General features: G+C 51.5%; 14 protein-coding genes. 5 read left to right on the top strand and 9 right to left on the bottom strand.

Features of this window, described 5'->3' with window-relative positions:
* Positions 1-6: 6 nt before the first annotated feature.
* The 8 genes from H6G89_RS26685 to H6G89_RS26650 form a co-directional block, all read right to left on the bottom strand.
* Positions 7-2,376 carry a CHASE2 domain-containing protein gene (locus tag H6G89_RS26685; protein ID WP_190512328.1) on the bottom strand — a complete coding sequence of 790 codons (2,370 nt, stop codon included), beginning with the start codon at positions 2,374-2,376 and terminating at the stop codon, positions 7-9.
* 179 nt (positions 2,377-2,555) lie between these two features.
* Positions 2,556-3,554, bottom strand: coding sequence for a DUF1822 family protein (locus tag H6G89_RS26680; RefSeq protein ID WP_190512326.1), 999 nt, complete (start codon positions 3,552-3,554; stop codon positions 2,556-2,558).
* Between the two features lie 14 nt (positions 3,555-3,568).
* Complete coding sequence (locus tag H6G89_RS26675; protein ID WP_190512324.1) at positions 3,569-4,216, bottom strand: sigma-70 family RNA polymerase sigma factor; 648 nt, start codon at positions 4,214-4,216, stop codon at positions 3,569-3,571.
* 301 nt (positions 4,217-4,517) lie between these two features.
* The gene (locus H6G89_RS26670) at positions 4,518-5,195 is read right to left on the bottom strand and encodes a sugar transferase (protein ID WP_190512322.1); all 678 of its coding nucleotides are present in this window, start codon (positions 5,193-5,195) and stop codon (positions 4,518-4,520) included.
* 257 nt (positions 5,196-5,452) lie between these two features.
* Positions 5,453-6,262 carry an ABC transporter permease gene (locus H6G89_RS26665; protein ID WP_309230102.1) on the bottom strand — a complete coding sequence of 270 codons (810 nt, stop codon included), beginning with the start codon at positions 6,260-6,262 and terminating at the stop codon, positions 5,453-5,455.
* A 2-nt stretch (positions 6,263-6,264) separates the two neighbouring features.
* Positions 6,265-7,122 (bottom strand): ABC transporter permease, encoded by an 858-nt coding sequence (locus H6G89_RS26660; protein WP_190512320.1) that lies wholly within the window; start codon positions 7,120-7,122, stop codon positions 6,265-6,267.
* Positions 7,123-7,445: 323 nt separating this feature from the next.
* Entirely contained in the window at positions 7,446-8,759 is a 1,314-nt protein-coding gene (locus tag H6G89_RS26655; RefSeq protein ID WP_190512318.1) for an ABC transporter substrate-binding protein, read from the bottom strand.
* Between the two features lie 74 nt (positions 8,760-8,833).
* Entirely contained in the window at positions 8,834-10,021 is a 1,188-nt protein-coding gene (locus tag H6G89_RS26650) for an ABC transporter ATP-binding protein (protein WP_190512316.1), read from the bottom strand.
* Positions 10,022-10,376: 355 nt separating this feature from the next.
* On the opposite strand from H6G89_RS26650, the gene hydA reads away from it, so the two are divergent.
* Positions 10,377-11,792: a dihydropyrimidinase gene (hydA, locus tag H6G89_RS26645; RefSeq protein ID WP_190512314.1), complete on the top strand. Its 1,416-nt coding sequence runs from the start codon at positions 10,377-10,379 to the stop codon at positions 11,790-11,792.
* Between the two features lie 272 nt (positions 11,793-12,064).
* Positions 12,065-12,946 carry a PPC domain-containing protein gene (locus H6G89_RS26640; protein ID WP_190512312.1) on the top strand — a complete coding sequence of 294 codons (882 nt, stop codon included), beginning with the start codon at positions 12,065-12,067 and terminating at the stop codon, positions 12,944-12,946.
* On the opposite strand, the gene H6G89_RS26635 is transcribed toward H6G89_RS26640, so the two are convergent.
* A complete protein-coding gene (locus tag H6G89_RS26635; RefSeq protein ID WP_242060131.1) occupies positions 12,943-13,647 on the bottom strand; it encodes a DNA-3-methyladenine glycosylase family protein in 705 nt (234 codons plus the stop codon). The genes H6G89_RS26640 and H6G89_RS26635 overlap by 4 nt on opposite strands.
* A gap of 310 nt (positions 13,648-13,957) precedes the next feature.
* Between H6G89_RS26635 and H6G89_RS26630 the strand changes: the two genes are divergently transcribed.
* The 3 genes from H6G89_RS26630 (at position 13,958) to lipA (ending at position 16,979) form a co-directional block, all read left to right on the top strand.
* Positions 13,958-15,247, top strand: coding sequence for a glucose-1-phosphate adenylyltransferase (locus H6G89_RS26630; RefSeq protein WP_190512310.1), 1,290 nt, complete (start codon positions 13,958-13,960; stop codon positions 15,245-15,247).
* A gap of 183 nt (positions 15,248-15,430) precedes the next feature.
* Positions 15,431-15,916 carry an AAA family ATPase gene (locus tag H6G89_RS26625; protein WP_190512308.1) on the top strand — a complete coding sequence of 162 codons (486 nt, stop codon included), beginning with the start codon at positions 15,431-15,433 and terminating at the stop codon, positions 15,914-15,916.
* A 157-nt stretch (positions 15,917-16,073) separates the two neighbouring features.
* Entirely contained in the window at positions 16,074-16,979 is a 906-nt protein-coding gene (lipA, locus tag H6G89_RS26620) for a lipoyl synthase (RefSeq protein ID WP_190512306.1), read from the top strand.
* Positions 16,980-17,026 lie beyond the last annotated feature (47 nt).

Genomic DNA, 17,026 nt, shown 5'->3' with positions numbered 1-17,026 from the left:
CAACCGTTAGAAAGATTTTGTAGTGGGGGCAGGGGTCAATGGAGACGCACTCAGGTCTGAGACAGGGCGAGCCAGCAATACAACAATGCTGCTGCCAGTCATCGCTAACACAGCCGGAACCAGGGGGAGCCATCCACCCCGGATCAAAACAACAACGCTAGTAACGCCGAGGAGGCACGAGAGAATGGCGATCGCCAAGCCCAGGTAGGTGGACGATCGCATGCGCCATGCCAGTAAGCCCCCAATGATTGCCCATGTACCAATCCAGAGCACCTCAACCCAGGGATTCCAAACCCAAAGCAGGGGGCGATCGTCTAGAACGGCACTGACAATCTGGCTAATCATGTGAGCTTGTACCTCGATTCCTGACACTTTTTCGGTGGGACCCGCACCATAGGGTGTGACCCAATAATCACCAGCACTATAGGCAGTCACACCAATCAGTACAATTTTGTCGCGCACCACACTCAAATCCACCTCATTTCGCAACACTTGAGTCAGAGAGACTTGGGCTGCAATCCGATCGGTAGAACGGTAGTTAAGCAGAACCTGGCTTCCTCGCGCATCGATCGCCTGATATCCACCTGTGCGCGATCGCAAGCTGTGAAATACGGTGTCACCAAACCGCAAATCCTCCTGTGACGTAAATGTTGGAACGATGCCCTCGGCAGCTAGATAGCGAAATGCAATTTGGGAACTGAAGGCATAGGGAGTCGTGCAGCGGGAGGCAGGGTCAGCACTCATAAACAGGAGATGGCGGCGCACTGTGCCATCGTCATCTTCGATGAAATCACTGAAGCCAATTTGTGAGGCGGGTATCTCTGGTGGTGGCGCAATGCCCTGAGCATTACCATCGGGATCCCCGGCTTTGCAAACGGCAATCAGAGACTCAGCCTGTTGCAAGCGTGAGGTGAGCGTTGCTCGCTCCGCTGCGAAATCGCGATAGACATCTAGCCCGATTACCCGTGGGTTATGGGGTTCCAATTTTTCCAGCACGGCTTCCAGACTCGACTCTGAGAGAGAACCTGTACGCTCTTGTTGTGCCTGAATGTCGCTGTCGTCAATGGTGATCAACAGGATGCGAGGATCGGTGCCTTCATCGGGACGGAGCGTCAACATCCGATCAAACGCCCCCAGTTCCAATCCCTGCAACAACCCAAAGTAGCGCAGCCCGGTGACAGCAGCGGCGACCGTCAGACTACTGATCAGCGATCGCTTGAGGGATTGGCGCAGGTGGGTTTTGTGGGGCGATTGGGGTGACTGCAACCAATCGCGAATGGTCGTGTCGAAATACTGCCGTCCGGTTAACTCATACCAGGTGAAAGGCACCTCTGCTGGGTTTTGAAAAATCACAGGCAACCAGGTCGCGCAGGGAAACTGCTCCTCCAGGGCTTGCAATCGTTCCCGTGCCTCACGCACCGCTAAGTAGAGCGATCGCCCTTTGGAGAATGCTGCCAGAAAGTATTGTAGAAACGCCTGCGCCACGCGATCGGGCACGGGTTCTCGCATCACCACCAATTGTGGAATGTGCAGGTCTGCCAGTTCGCGGGCTAAACCCAACCCATCACAGGAGTTGAAGATGGCGAGTTTCAGACCCCGCTCCATCGCTTTCTTGAGGGCATAGCGCAGTTGGCTGATGGTTAGACTTTCTGTCGGGTTGATGTGGATTTGCCCTGCCTCACCGCTCTCCTGGGTCAAGCTGTGTCCGGCAAAAAACAAGATATCCCAGCGTTGCTCCCACAGGCGATCGGTCAAGTCCTGGCGTTGCGGTTCCACTAGAAAACAGATTTCGGCATCGGGGAGTTGTTCTAACAGGCGGCGATCGGCTTGTACGTCGATGCCTTCGCTATTACCCAAAATCGCTAAGATGCGGACACTGCCTCTGGGAGGACGGGGTTGGCTGACTCGTTCGTAGGCTGCGCTACTGAGGGCAATCTCCGCTTTGGAGTAACGCTCCAGCAGATCCCACAGGTGCCAGGGGAGGTATTGCAACCCTGGATCGGCTCCCTGGAGAATGACGCGAATCTCATCGGTGGGGGAAAGCTGTTCTAACCACTTTTCGCGAATCGGACGAAAAGATTCCGCTTGCAGCCAGAGACTAAAGCGATCGCGCAGGTGTTGGGCTGCTTCCTGACAATCTCCCGACAGGGCTACGTTAGTCACTTGAGCAGCGGGGGCTTCTAAGCGGGAGGGCAACCCCAAACGGCGATAAGTCTGCCGCCACCGCTGATAGGTTTGTAGCAAGTCTGGAGCGGCGGGCAGTCTGCCAGTCACTTCCACAGAGGGGCGATCGCCTTCTTCTCCGATCTGCAACGTGACCGAAAACCCTTCATCAAAGCGACCTTCGCCAAATTTTAGAACAACGACCTTACCCACGACTGCTGCTCCATGGTATTGGGGAGTGGGAAATAGAGGCTGGGGGATAGAAGATGGGAGACGGGGAAGAGAAAAGGATGAGGGCTAAACGATAAAGGATAAGACGGCTGGTCAGTCTCTATCGTGAATGATGGATTCCCTCTGGCTCCCTTGACTCCTACTTGCTACGTCCTCATCGCCTAAATCATAAACTCCTCATATACTCGACTATTGCCCAGCGTAATTTGGACTCCAAATCGCTCTCCGGCGGTTCCGCTAAATTGCAGTTGAATGTAATTATCAGCGGCACGAGATTCTGCTTCTAAAAATGTTGCTCCTGATTCATCCAAAACGGTTAGCCGCAGATCCGGAGGCAAATAGGATTGGTCTTGAGTTGGGTGGACTTGCAGGCAAACCTGGGTGCTTTCAGTAGCCGTGGGTTGTAGCTCGACCACAAGGGCAATCGGTTGACGGTTAAACTGAATGCCTAAATCAATGAGCTTAGCGCGACGTACCCTGGACTCCTGGGTGTTGGGTTCGGTGCTGGTCGCTCCCCGGAAGCCATAAGCAGGGTTGAGATATTGCGGGTTAAGCAGGGATTCTACCGTTTGCCAGCCTTCGGCAAATTGATGTTGGAACCACTGGCTCAGCGTGACAAAAGCCTGTTCTGCGGTTGCTGCTACCGATGGTGCGATCGCCATTTGAGTTGCAGGATGCAGGAGGCGATCGAGGTGATCGAGCAATTCTTCGGGCGATCGCAACTGACTCAGCGGCAATTCTTCATCCTCCACCGTGGGCACAAATCCCAACAGAGCCGCCTGTTCAGCCTGTGGGTCAATTTGTACGACCGCATATCCCACTCGGTCTTCCCAGACTTCGGGTGGAACGGGACAAACGGGATCAGCCGATGCCAGTGGGCGGCATTCCAGACGACCTAAGCCTGCAATTTGTAAATCAGCTACATCGGCACAGAGGCGGGTCACTGGGTTCCAGCTATCGCTCTGGGTTAAGTCAGTGGCAATTCCCAACATTTCTAAATAGTCGTGAATCACGATCACTGCCAGTGTGTTAAGCCTGACCTGCTCTGCTTTTTGAGGAGTCGGCTGTTGATTGGCAAATTGTTGAGCGATGCGCTGAGCGTGTTGAGTGATGGGTAGCGGTAACGCGAATGAGTCGGTGTCGTGGGTACTGTAAGTCATGATCAAGCCCTCCTTTACAGATATCCCTCTGACTCACCAAATTTACGCAAACGAGGCAAACATTGTCGCTGATAAAAACTACTCAAGGTTGAAACTGACAATCCAAACTCATTTGCCAGATCTTTCCAACTGGTCTCAGGGGGGAGGCGACGCAGAATTAGTAATTGGCAGTTGACATGAGGATGTCCCTCGATGCAAACGCGGCGCAGTTCCCCGGTGGCATCTGCCTCAGCCCAGGCTTGGACTTCATTGAGGATTGGGGGTGCATCGGGTTCAGCCGCTACCATATCTAGCGGATCAAGAATCTCCTGATCGCCCGATCGCCCCGATTGAGCCAACCCTGTCGCTTTTCGAGCTTGTTGCTTTTGCGTGTCGATAAAAAAATCTTGTAGTCGCCGCTTGAGATAGGAGTTGAGCCAGGTCGTAACGCTGCTCCGGTTGGGGTCATAACGTTCTCCGGTGCCCCGTTCGCACACATTTTGACAGAAATAAACCCACGTTTGCTGGAGGGCATCTTGGTAGTAAGGACTGGAGTCTCGCCAGAGTTTGCTGGTGGTATGGCGAATAACCTTCGTCAAATATCGTTGGCGAGTGGGACTACCAGAGGGGTGTTTGCACGCTTCAATCACCCACTGACGAATTTGTTCCTCCAAATTCTCCATGCAGTTTGGCTGGCGGTTTGGTTAACAGGGTCGTACCCAGTATTATTGCGTAGAAATGTATAGATGCGACGGTTTGTTTTGGAGTTCCCTACTTTCGTGGATCCTTGTAGGAAAAGGGACAAAGCCACCGATGAATGGTTGATATAGGGCCGTTTCAGCCGTTAATCCTGGTTTAAGCGATGTAGCGATCGCTGTCCTAGTTATCTCTAAACAATGAAAAAGCGCAGAAGGTTTGGCATCTTCCGCGCCGAGGCGAATATGAACTTGTTCTGTAGCTTCTGCCACGACTCCATCAGTGACCTTAGTAGGCTCCCGATCGCTTGAGCAGAACTTGAATCGTCTTGAAGATCACCTGGAAGTCATAGAACGGCGTCCACTGGCTCTGGTAGCGCAGATCCAGGTCAACCACCTGTTCAAAGTCCTTAACGGAAGAGCGACCATTCACCTGCCATTCACCTGTCAATCCAGGCTTAACATTGAGCCGTTGCCAGTGACGGCTACTGTAATGAGCGACCTCATCCAGTGTGGGAGGACGAGTCCCAACCAGACTCATGTCTCCCATCAACACGTTCCAAAACTGGGGCAGTTCGTCCAGGCTAGTCTTCCGGAGAAACTGACCGACTCTGGTCACGCGAGGATCTTGCTTATTCTTGAAAAACAATCCCTTTGCTTCATTCTTCACCATCTTCTTCAGTCGCTCAGCATCCACGACCATGGAGCGGAACTTGCGGATGACGATGCGTTGACCCTGTAAACCGCAGCGTTCTTGCTTGAAGAAGATAGGACCAGGGCTATCGAGTTTGATGGCGATCGCAATGGGGATAAAGACAATGGCGAGAATAAGTAATCCTACGATGCTACCGACCACATCTGTAAGACGCTTGATCAAGCAATATGCTGAAGGATGTGGCTCTTCCACGATGAGGGAAGAATTAGAAGCCGCCGAGATCGGGTCTTGTGAGATGGTGTAATTGGTCATCGAGCTGTCCTCTTTGAAAATGACCGTGTAAACACGTAGGTTCTTACTACAAGGAACTATAGACTGCTCTTCGGAGATAAGCACTGCTTAAAAGCCAGTCTTTGCAGAATCTTCGTATTGAAAGAGTGGGGATCAGCTTTTGTGAAGATTACGTGAAGTGCTTACGGATCAAGCTTTAAAGCTGTCATGAAGACCCATAAAAAAAGGACAAAGCCTCTGCTTGCCCTCATCTGCTAATAGGTAGATATGCTGGTTTTCTATTGTTTTTGTTGCTGCGAGAAAAAGTTGTAAGCCAAAAAGGCGATCGCGATGAGGCTGAAGGAAAAAACAGTAGTCAGCGTACCCAACGCATATAACGCTGGGGAAGTGACGTTAGTAGTCATCCCAAAAATCTCTAGAGGCAGGGTGTTGTCTTGCCCAGAGACAAGGGATGTGCGGGTGAATTCGTCGTAGGAGAGCGTGAAGCCGAGAATGCCGATGCCTACCAAACCAGGGGCGATCAGCGGCAACACAATTTCCCAAAAGGTTTTAACATCACTTGCGCCTAAATCTTTAGCTGCCTCCTCGTAAGCAGGGTTAAAGCGGTTGAAAATGCCCAGCATGATCAAAAAGGCGAAGGGAACTGTCCAGGTGAGATGTGCGCCAATGCCCGATGAAAACCAGTTAGTTTCAATACCCAGAACTTGAAAGGCGATGCCAATACCCAGCGACACGAGCACACTGGGGACGATTAAACTGGCGATCGTCAGGTAAAAGATGATATTTGAGCCACGGAATCGCTGTCGGAACGCCAGTGCTGCCAGAACTGTGACCACGATCGAAAGCACAGTGACAAGGATGCCTAACAGGAGCGATCGCTGAAACGCCTCCACAAAACTGCCGACCCGCTGTTCTTGAAACACCTGCCCCAGCCAATAAAAGCTGAATCCCCGCATGGGAAAGGTCAATGTGCCCTCTTCACCTTGCAGCGACAGCATGAAGATGGCGATCATGGGGCCATAGAGAAACAGGACAAACAGCCCAAAAAAAGCCGCTAACAGATAGAAGGAGAGGGAACGCTTTTCCACGGTTACAGCTCCTGGCGGATATTGACTACACGCAAAATTCCTGCGACCAAAATTAACGTCACGATTAGCAAAATCACGGCGTTGGCTGCTGCTAACGGATATTGCAAACTCCCGATTTGAGTTTGAATTAACTTACCGACCGATGCCGCTTGTCCGCCACCCATCAGGCGCACCGTGACAAACTCGCCCATCACCAGCGTGACAATAAAGATCGAGCCGATCGCAATTCCAGGGGCTGACAACGGAAGAATCACCTCACGCAACACCTGAAACCCCGATGCGCCCATATCCAGAGCCGCTGTAATCAAACTGCGATCGATCCGCATCAGGCTATTAAAAATCGGCGCAATCATAAAAAAGTTGTAGAGGTGTACCATTCCCAGCACGATCGCAAAGTCAGAGTACAGCAACCACTCCACGGGCACTTCCCTAAACCCTGACCCGATGAGCAGTTGATTGATCAAGCCCTCCTTTCCTAGCACTGGAATCCACGAGATCATGCGGATGATGTTGGATGTCCAGAAGGGGATGGTGCAGATCAGGAAGAGAATGATCTGGAGTCGCTGATTGCGGATGTGAAAAGCAAGGAAATAGGCAACGGGAAAGGCGATCGCCAGAGAAAAAAACCACACCAGCGCAACATATTTAAATGTATTGAGGTAGGTTTTGAGTGAGACATCCGAGGTAAAAATACCGATGTAATTGTCTAAGGTGAAAGCAGGCACCATCGCGTAACCGTTGAACTGCCAGAAGCTGACGATCGCGATCATGACAATCGGGAACACCAAAAACAGCAGAAAGACGAGTGTTTGTGGTGTTACCAGAGCGTAGGTTTCGAGAGCCTTTAAACCTTTAGACATGAGAGGGAGGAGGGAAAAAGAAGAACGAAAAGAGAAAAAAGAAGAGAGAAAAAAGAAGAACGAAGAGAAGGATGAACGATAAACGATGAAGGATGAAAGGGAAAGGGCGATCGCCAGTTGCTAATTGACACAGTTAATAGTCAGTAGAGAGCTAGATCCCCGGTTCCTGGTGCTCTCCATCAGGCGACTGTAAAGATGCTTCATAGAAACCGAGGATCTAAACCATTGACTATTGACTATTGACCAATGACTATTGACCAATGACCAATAACCAATAGCTATTGACCAATAGCCATTGACCAATAGCCATTGACCATTGACCACTACGACGCAATGAACTCATTCCATTTTTGAACGAGATACACCTGCTCATCCATCGTGGAGTTCCACACCACGACATTACCCATCCGTTCTCTAAAGGAGCCACCATCCCGCACAGCCCCTTTCGGCTCCAGTTGTTTGCCAAACGGGTCAATCATGGCTTCAGCCGCAGGTTTCCCTTCGTACCAGAAATCCCACTCTGGAGCTGACATAAATTTGCGAGCATTCTCGGGCACCGCACTGTAGTAGCCCTGCCGTCCTAAAAAGGCTCCTACCCAACCGTCAAGCATCCAGTTGATGTATTCGTAAGCCGCATCAAGGGCAACACCAGAGAGGTTTTTAGACAGACCAATACCACCACCCCAGGCGCGATAGCCTTCTTTCAGGGGGGCATAGATACATTGAATATCCTTGGCTTTGACGGCAGTCACCGCAGGCGACCACATGGATTGCAAGACCACTTCGCCCGACGCCATCAAGTTGACCGATTCATCAAAGGTTTTCCAAAAGGCGCGAAACTGCCCGTTGCGCTTTTGTTCTTTGAGGATGTCGGTAATTTGATCAATTTCCTCGCGAGTCATATTACCCTTGTCGCCAAAGGTCATTAGTCCCGCCGCTTCAACCACCATCGCGGCATCCATCACGCCAATGGATGGAATGTCGATAATAGAGGTTTTGCCTTTGAACTCTGGGTTAAACAGTTCTGCCCAGCTTTCGATGGAGCGTCCAACCAGGTCGGGACGGTAGCCTAACGTGTCAGCGTTATATTGGAAGGGAATCAAGGTTGCCCAGTTGGTTGGCTCAGTGGCGAACTCTGTAGAACCCTGGTCTTGCAGATACATCACCTTGTAGGGGTTCGTGCCTTGAGACGTTTCAACGGGTAAGCCCTCAAACTTGCCAGTGGTAAAGATGGAGACAATCTTGTCAAAGTCTCGAATTTTGCTGACATCGATCGCCTGTAGGTTACCCGATGGCACAACCAACGGCAAGCTAAAGAACTCTCCATCAAAGATGTCGTATTGCCCCGGTTGCGTGATGGCGATCTGGTTGTTTTCTTCGGTGCTGAGTGCCCGCATTTCTAACTTAAAGCCCAGATCTTCCTGCGCTTTGTCACGGATCTCATTGATTTGAGATACTCCCGTTCCAATGAATCGCAGCGTCACATCTTTGATCTGGTTGGTGTTGACCTCTGGACCTGTTGCCGGGTTGTTGGGGGTGCCAACAGGGGCATCGTTGCGAGCACACTGAGTAGCGGTGAGCATTGCTCCAGCAGCAAGCCCGGTTCTCAAAATTTGACGACGAGTAAATTTAGCCATAGGGGTATCAGGATTTGAACGGATGTTTCTCTTAAAAATCGGTGAGGCAACGGACAAACTTGATGGGAGTCAGCCTAGTGGGGCAAAAAGATGCAATCGTCAGTAGACCAGTTGAGGGTGACGAGTTGCCCTTCTTGCATAGGGGCAACGAGCCAGTCGTGCGTCCGCACTTTGTAAATCAGTTCTTCATTCGTGGCTTCGGTGAGCAGTGAGACGCGAGTCACATAGCCTGTAAACTCGATCGCCACGATCCGCGCTGAGATTTGATTTGGCTGAGGCAGGGTTCCAGGATTAAAGGGCTTGAGCGTCATGCGATCGCTCCGGACACAACAGGCAGCGGTCATACCCACATCAGCGGTTAACCCTTTGCACAGGAAGGTGCCCAGTTTATCCACCTCTAACTGGATAATGGCGGGTGAGTTGGGGATGACACTGGTCACCTTGCCAACAAAGATGTTGTTGTCCCCGACAAACCGGGCAACAAAGCGAGAGGCAGGAGTGGTGAAGATTTCAGTGGGGGTGCCGACCTGGTCAATATGACCGTGATCCATCACGACAATCTGATCTGCCAGGGCAAACGCCTCATCCTGCGCGTGGGTCACCTGGATAAAGGTCATGCCAAACTGGCGTTGCAAACGGCGCAATTCCCCTCGCGTCTTGACCCGGAGTGATTCGTCTAAGGCACTGAGAGGTTCGTCGAGCAGCAACACTTGAGGACGGGTCGCGAGTGCTCTTGCCAGGGCAACACGCTGTTGCTGTCCACCGCTCAACATATTGGGTTTGCGGTTGGCAAATTTCTCCAGTCCAACGATCGCCAACATTTCATCAACACGGCGATCGCGTTCTGCCTTGCTGATCCCGCGCATCTTCAGGCCAAACCCCACATTCTCCCGCACCGTTTTGTGGGGAAACAGAGCATAGTTCTGAAACACCATGGCGGTGTTGCGTTTAGCAGGTGGGAGATCATTGACGCGGCGATCGCCAATCAACACATCCCCACTGGTGACGTCTTCATGTCCGGCAATCATCCGCAGCGTGCTGGTTTTGCCGCAACCGCTGGGGCCCAGTAAGCAGCAGTAAGAGCCTGCCGGAATATCTAAATTAACGTTTTCGACGGCAACGACCGAGCCATACTTTTTAGTAACAGATCGCAACACGACTCCCTGAGTATTGCTGGCGATCACCTGCTGAGTCACACTCACATCCTGGGGAGTTGCGGTTTCAGACGTTGCGACCGAGGTAGAGACAAATGCTTCAGACATGGGAATGTACCAGTAAAAGCAGGATGAAGTGTGCTGGTTTTGGAGAACTTTAACCAAAGCACTCCTTTTTTCAATGAGTGCTATAGGGAGTTTTAATGATTTTTCCGGTTCTGAATTGTATCACCGCTTACATTCGGTGATTTACCGACCCGTAGGAAGTTGACGAATTGTGTTACAGCGCAATGGTATTTGTGGCGATTTGTGGCGATTTGTAGCGATCGCCGATGCAGCTATTGCGAATTCAGCCCTAATTTTGCAGTCTTTGTTAGGAAGGTAGAAATCCCCCTTGTGGGGATGCCGCAGGCAGGGGGATCAGATGAGGAGCCTGAAAAAGCAAATTTTATGAGGGGAATTTATGGTGCGTGAGGTGCTGATCAAAGGGGGACGAATTGTTACAGCCGTTGATGATTACGTTGCCGATATTTTGGTTCGGGATGGGCGAATTGAGGCGATCGCCCGTGATATTCCAGCGGAATCTATTGAGGTACACGAAGCGACCGGACTCATGGTGTTACCGGGTGGGGTTGATGTCCATACGCACATGGAGTTTGACCTGGGCAACGCTCAGACCTGCGACACCTATGAAACCGGGACGCGATCGGCAGCCTTTGGTGGCACCACCACCATCATCGACTTTGCCCTGCAACGTCAAGGCCAGACTCCGAAACAGGCTCTCGACCAGCGTCTGGCTCTAGCAGCACCTCAGGTGTGTGTCGATTTTGGCTTCCACATCATTCTCACGGATGTCAATCCAGGTGTGCTGGCAGAGTTGCCCGACCTGATCAACCACGATGGCGTGTCCAGCTTCAAAATGTTCATGGCATACCCCGGCGTGTTGATGGTGGATGATGCCAATATCTTTCGCTCCATGCGGACGGTTGGCAATCATGGTGGCATGATCAACCTCCACGCGGAGAATGGTGGTGTGATTCAAGTGCTGATCGAAGAGGCTCTGGCACAGGGCAATACCTCTCCGAAATATCACGCCCTGACTCGTCCCTCCATCATGGAAGGAGAAGCCTCCCATCGAGCCATCCGTCTGGCGGAATTAGCAGAAATCCCCGTTTATCTGGTGCATCTGTCGGCTGAAGAGGCTCTTGCAGCAGTCGTTGAGGCACGCGATCGCGGCATTCCGGCGTTTGCAGAAACCTGTCCCCACTACCTGTTTCTCACCATCGAGGAATACGATCGCCCCGGTTTTGAAGCTGCCAAATATGTCATGACTCCCCCACTGCGATCGCACAAGTGCCAGCACGCCCTCTGGCGCGGCTTGAAGTTTGACGACTTGCAGATTGTCTCAACGGATCATTGTCCCTTTTGCTTCAACGAAGCTCCCTATGGTTTAAACAAATCCAAACAACTGGGGCGCGACAACTTTGAGCAGATCCCCAATGGCGCACCGGGGGTCGAACTGCGGATTCCCCTGCTGTTTGATGGTGGTGTCAACGCGGGCAGAATCTCGCTGAATCGTTTTGTCCAACTCACTTCCACCGCTCCCGCCAAGATGTTTGGCCTGTTTCCCCAAAAAGGGGCGATCGCTGTGGGCAGCGATGCCGATCTCGTTCTGTTTGACCCCAACAAAACTCATGTTTTGAGTGCCAGCACCCACCACTCCAACGTGGATTACTCCCTTTACGAAGGGCGCGAGGTGACAGGCAAAGTCGAGAAAGTGTTCTTGCGGGGTCAGTTAATCGTGGATGGCGATCAGTGGTTGGGGCAACCGGGAATGGGGCAATTTTTGAAGCGATCGGCATCCGGGCGAGTGATGTAAGGGGTTGGCAAATTGCAGAGAGGAGACGCGATTAATCGCGTCTCCTCTCTGCAATTTGCCTTCACGACTGCCTCATGCCTCACCCAGTTGGTCTATTTCAAGGGTTAGCTGTAAAACATATCTTTAAGTTTTGAATCAATTTGTCACGTGTACTTGCCACCCCTCCAGCTTCGCGCCTAAAGTGACACGTCAGTAAGGGTTTCACGATTTCTAGAGCGATGCAATTCACACCTGATCCACCCACGAGATTGTGTTATTAGACGAGGAGTGTCATGTCAGCTAGCAATGCCGATAACACCTTAGCGAAGGCCAATAATTTAGGCGCACTGCGTGCCAATCGTGCTGTCAGAAGTTATGTAGGTCGCCAAGATGTCGTCGATGTCTACAAATTTCAATTAGGAAGCCGGGGCAGTTTGAATATTGCCCTGAGTGGGTTAAGAGCGGATGCCGATCTCCAACTGCTGAATTCTAGAGGCAGAGAAATTGTGCGATCGCGCCGTACAGGCAGCCTATCCGAATCGATTCGGCGGGTACTCAATGCCGGAACCTACTACGTCAAGGTGCTCCGAGTGTCGGGTAACACCAACTACCTGATGCAGTTTACGCCCAGTCTGGAACCGGGTAATCAAAATCTCTGGGGTAACTACACGGGCGTTGCGACCAGCACCATTGAGGTGTCCAATCTGTTTGGTCAGTATGTGGGCACCACCCAAACTCAAATCAGCACAACTGTCACCATTGGGCGGATTAAGCAAGCCGGAGGAGCCAATGAGAGCAATCCCTTTAACCTCACGATTACGCCTTCTCCTGGTTCTCGAAATGTGGAAGGGGCGATCGAGCTTTACTCGGCAGTTCCCTACAACATTCAAGGCGGATTTTTAGCGCAGTATTGGACGTTTCAACTGAGTGGCAACCGGCTGTCGGGTAGCCTAACCAACACTTATGCTTCACAATCGCTCGACGCCAATTTCTTTAACTCACGGCGTGAGGTCAGTCAGGGCTTCTGGAACTACTGGTCGTATGACGTTGCTGCCGGGACTCGCATCGGCGGAACGGTCACGGCAAACGAAATTCGATTGCGCATCAGCGGCAACTCGACCGATGGTAGTCGTCCGTTTGTGACTGACATTGTAGTGAGGCGATCGACCAGCTAAACGGTAGACGGGGTATCCAAACTCCGCCACAAATACCAGACAGCGATCGAGCGGTAGGGTTTCCAGCGTTGCCCCAACTCTTCCATGGTCTTCTTGTCGGGCAGTGCCTCCAAGCCATACAGCTTTTGGATCGCTGCTCGCACCCCCAGGTCATCCGTCGGCAGCACATCCAGACGACCCAACCGGAAGATTAACAACATCTGCACACTCCATCGTCCAATACCGCGAATTTGGGTGAGGGTTTTGGCGATCGCCTCGTCATCGAGTTCTTGTAACTCCTCCAGAGTGGGCAAGCCTGCCTGTATCCGTTCTGCCAGATCTTTGATGTAGGTCACTTTAGAGCGTGACAGTCCTGCTGCCCGCAGCACGTCGTCGGGCGTGTTGAGAATTGCCGCTGCCGTGAGTGGGACCGTTTCACCATAAATTTGCCGAAACCGACGATGGATGGTCGCGGCAGCTTTCCCCGAAAGTTGCTGATAGATAATTGTTTCCGCCAGACAGGACAACAAATCTCCTTCATCCGTCGTTAAAAGGCAGGGTCCCACGCGCTCGATAACCGCTGCCAGGATGGGGTCAGACTGCTGGAGAAACGAGATGGCGGTAACGTGCTTCATGGGACGGGCGTGGGCAGGTGGAGGGGTAGAGGAGTGGAGGAGGGTACGATTCTGGATTGGCGTCACCGAATCAGTTCGTTGCTGCATTCATAGTGGTTCAGAAAAAACTCATGCGTGTTTTTAGAACATTCGTACTTCTATATAAAGCATAGAAGTGGATTGTTCAGATGAATATTGTGGGTTGAGTAGGATAAATTTCAGCTATTCTGCGATCGCATCTATCCAGCGAATGATTCTTGTATAACCGTAATGCTGAGCTTTAGCATCGATCCCCACTGAAGAAGTTGCTCCTTATGACTGACCAAAACAATTCACCTTTGTATCCCTAACCTCTTGCAAAGAGTACCTGACAGATGGACACTGGACGTGGGATCAAAATAGGTATAAAGAGGTTGTCGTGAAGCAAGTATTAGCGATCATCTTAGGCGGCGGTGCGGGCACCCGTCTTTATCCCTTAACAAAGTTACGGGCTAAACCGGCTGTTCCGTTGGCGGGCAAATATCGCTTGATTGATATTCCTGTCAGCAATTGCATTAACTCAGACATTTATAAAATCTACGTTCTCACTCAATTCAATTCGGCATCCTTAAACCGCCACATCTCCCGGACTTACAACTTCTCTGGATTCCATGAGGGGTTTGTGGAAATTCTGGCAGCCCAACAAACACCCGAAAACCCCAATTGGTTTCAGGGCACAGCCGATGCGGTACGGCAATATGCGTGGTTATTTGACGAGTTCGATGTAGATGAGTACCTGATTTTGTCGGGGGATCATCTGTATCGGATGGACTACACCGAGTTCATTCAACGCCATCGCGAAACAAATGCTGATATCACCATTTCAGTGATTCCAATTGATGAAAAGCGGGCCTCTGACTTTGGCTTGATGAAAATTGATGACTCCGGTCGAGTCGTTGACTTCAGCGAAAAACCCAAGGGAGAAGCCCTGAAGCAAATGCAGGTAGACACGACTACGCTGGGTCTGTCGCCCGAAGAGGCAAAACAAAGCCCCTATATTGCTTCGATGGGGATTTACGTCTTTAAGAAAGACGTGTTGATGAACGTGTTGAAGCGATCGCCCGAACAGACTGACTTCGGCAAGGAAATCATCCCCGCTTCGTCGAAGGAATACAACGTCCAGGCCTATCTATTTAACGGCTACTGGGAAGATATCGGAACCATTGAAGCCTTTTACGACGCTAATTTGGCACTGACCCAGCAACCCCAACCCCCCTTCAGCTTCTACGACGAACAGGCACCGATTTATACCAGGGGTCGCTATCTACCTCCCACGAAATTGCTCGACTGCCACATTACTGAGTCGATGATTGGCGAGGGTTGCATTCTGAAGAACTGCACCATTCACCATTCCGTTTTGGGAATCCGGACTCGTGTTGAGTCAGGTAGCACGATTCAAGACGCGCTGATCATGGGGGCTGACTTCTATCAACCCTATGCGGAACGGCAGGAGAACTGCGATCGCAAAGGTGTTCCCCTCGGTATTGGCGCGAACACCACCATTCGTCGTGCCATCATCGACAAAAATGCCTGCATTGGCTGCGATGTGCAGATCATCAACAAAGACCGCGTGGAAGAAGCCGAACGCGAAAGCCAGGGTTTCTATATCCGCAACGGCATCGTTGTGGTGTTGAAGAACGCCACCATCCCTGATGGAACCATCATCTAAGAGAAAAGGATGAAGGATAAAGGATGAAGGATAAAGGATGAAGGATAGAGGATAAAGGATAAAGGATAAAGGATGAACTATGAAGGATGAAATAGTGAGGCAAGGGATAGCAGCAACGCTCATCCTTGTATTCCTTCATCTCTTGCGTCTCTTAGCCTTTATCCTTCATCATTTATCCTTCTCTTGACTTCTCCCCGCCTGCTGCTGCTGATTGGGTTGCCGGGTAGTGGCAAGACTACACTGGCAAAGCGATTGCTGGAGACGCAACCGGGACGGATCTGGATTTCGACTGATGCAATTCGGGGGCAATTGTTTGGTGATGAAGCGGTTCAGGGACCTTGGATACGGATCTGGGCTGAGTTACAGCGACAGTTGCATCAAGCGGCACTCCACATTTCCAAGGGCGCAGCACAAGAGGTAATCCTGGATGCCACGAATGCCGTCCGCCGCAACCGACGAGAGACGATCGCCCTGGTTCGTCATTGTGGCTTTGATCATCTCACCGGATTGTGGCTCGACGTTCCCCTGGAGGTTTGCCTGAAGCGGAATCAACAGCGCGATCGCCAGGTGCCACTGGATGTGATCGAACGGATGCATCGTCGCCTCAACGGCGCACCTCCTAGCCTGCAAGAGGGGTTTGATTGCCTGATTCACTATCGCTCCTTTTAGACAAAAGGGAGTAGCGGCGTAGAGGAGTCAAGGAGAAGGATTTACCAAAAAATCCTCCCATACCCCACACCCCACACCCCACACCCCACACCCCCACTCTCTACTCCCCATTCCCATTCTGTTAAGATCATCTAGACCTTTAGAATGATGCATTGACGTGACGGTTAAACCGAGTAAGCCAGAGTGGTTGCGGGTTAAAGCTCCTCAATGGGAGCGGGTTGGCAGTGTTAAAGAGATTTTGCGCGATTTGTCGCTCAATACGGTGTGTGAAGAGGCGTCCTGCCCTAATATCGGGGAGTGTTTCAACCACGGCACCGCTACATTTTTGATTATGGGACCCGCCTGTACGCGAGCCTGTCCCTATTGCGACATCGACTTTGAAAAGAAACCCAAAGCACTCGACCCTACGGAACCTACCCGTCTGGCAGAAGCGGTACGTCGCATGAAGCTAAACCATGTGGTGATTACCTCGGTGAACCGGGATGATCTGCCCGATGGGGGTGCATCGCAGTTCGATCGCTGTATTCAAGCCATTCGCCAGGTTTCGCCTGATACCACCATTGAGGTTTTGATTCCCGATCTGTGTGGGAACTGGGATGCGCTGGAGATCATTCTGCAAGCCAACCCAGAGGTGCTGAACCACAACACCGAGACAGTGCCTCGGCTCTATCGGCGGGTGCGTCCTCAGGGAGACTATGGGCGATCGCTCGAAGTGTTGCAAAAGTCGCGACAACTGGCTCCCCACGTCTATACCAAGTCGGGCATTATGGTCGGTCTGGGCGAAACCGATGAAGAAATTCGGCAGGTGATGCAGGATTTGCGATCGGTGGATTGTGACATTCTGACGATTGGGCAATATCTCCAACCCAGTCCTAAACACCTGCCCGTACAGCGATTTGTCACCCCCGGAGAATTTGATACCTGGCGGCAGTGGGGTGAAGAACTGGGATTTTTACAAATTGTTGCATCTCCGTTAACCCGCAGTTCCTATCATGCGGAACAGGTCAGAGAACTGATGAAAGAGTTTCCTAGAGAACCAGAGTTGCGTCAAGACCATCATTAAACGTGAATTAACGCAAACTTTGATCCTCTAGCCTCCTATCTCTCTGA

This window comes from Oscillatoria sp. FACHB-1407 (assembly GCF_014697545.1).
Classification (GTDB): domain Bacteria; phylum Cyanobacteriota; class Cyanobacteriia; order Elainellales; family Elainellaceae; genus FACHB-1407.
This window is presented reverse-complemented; position numbering and strand designations above follow the sequence as displayed.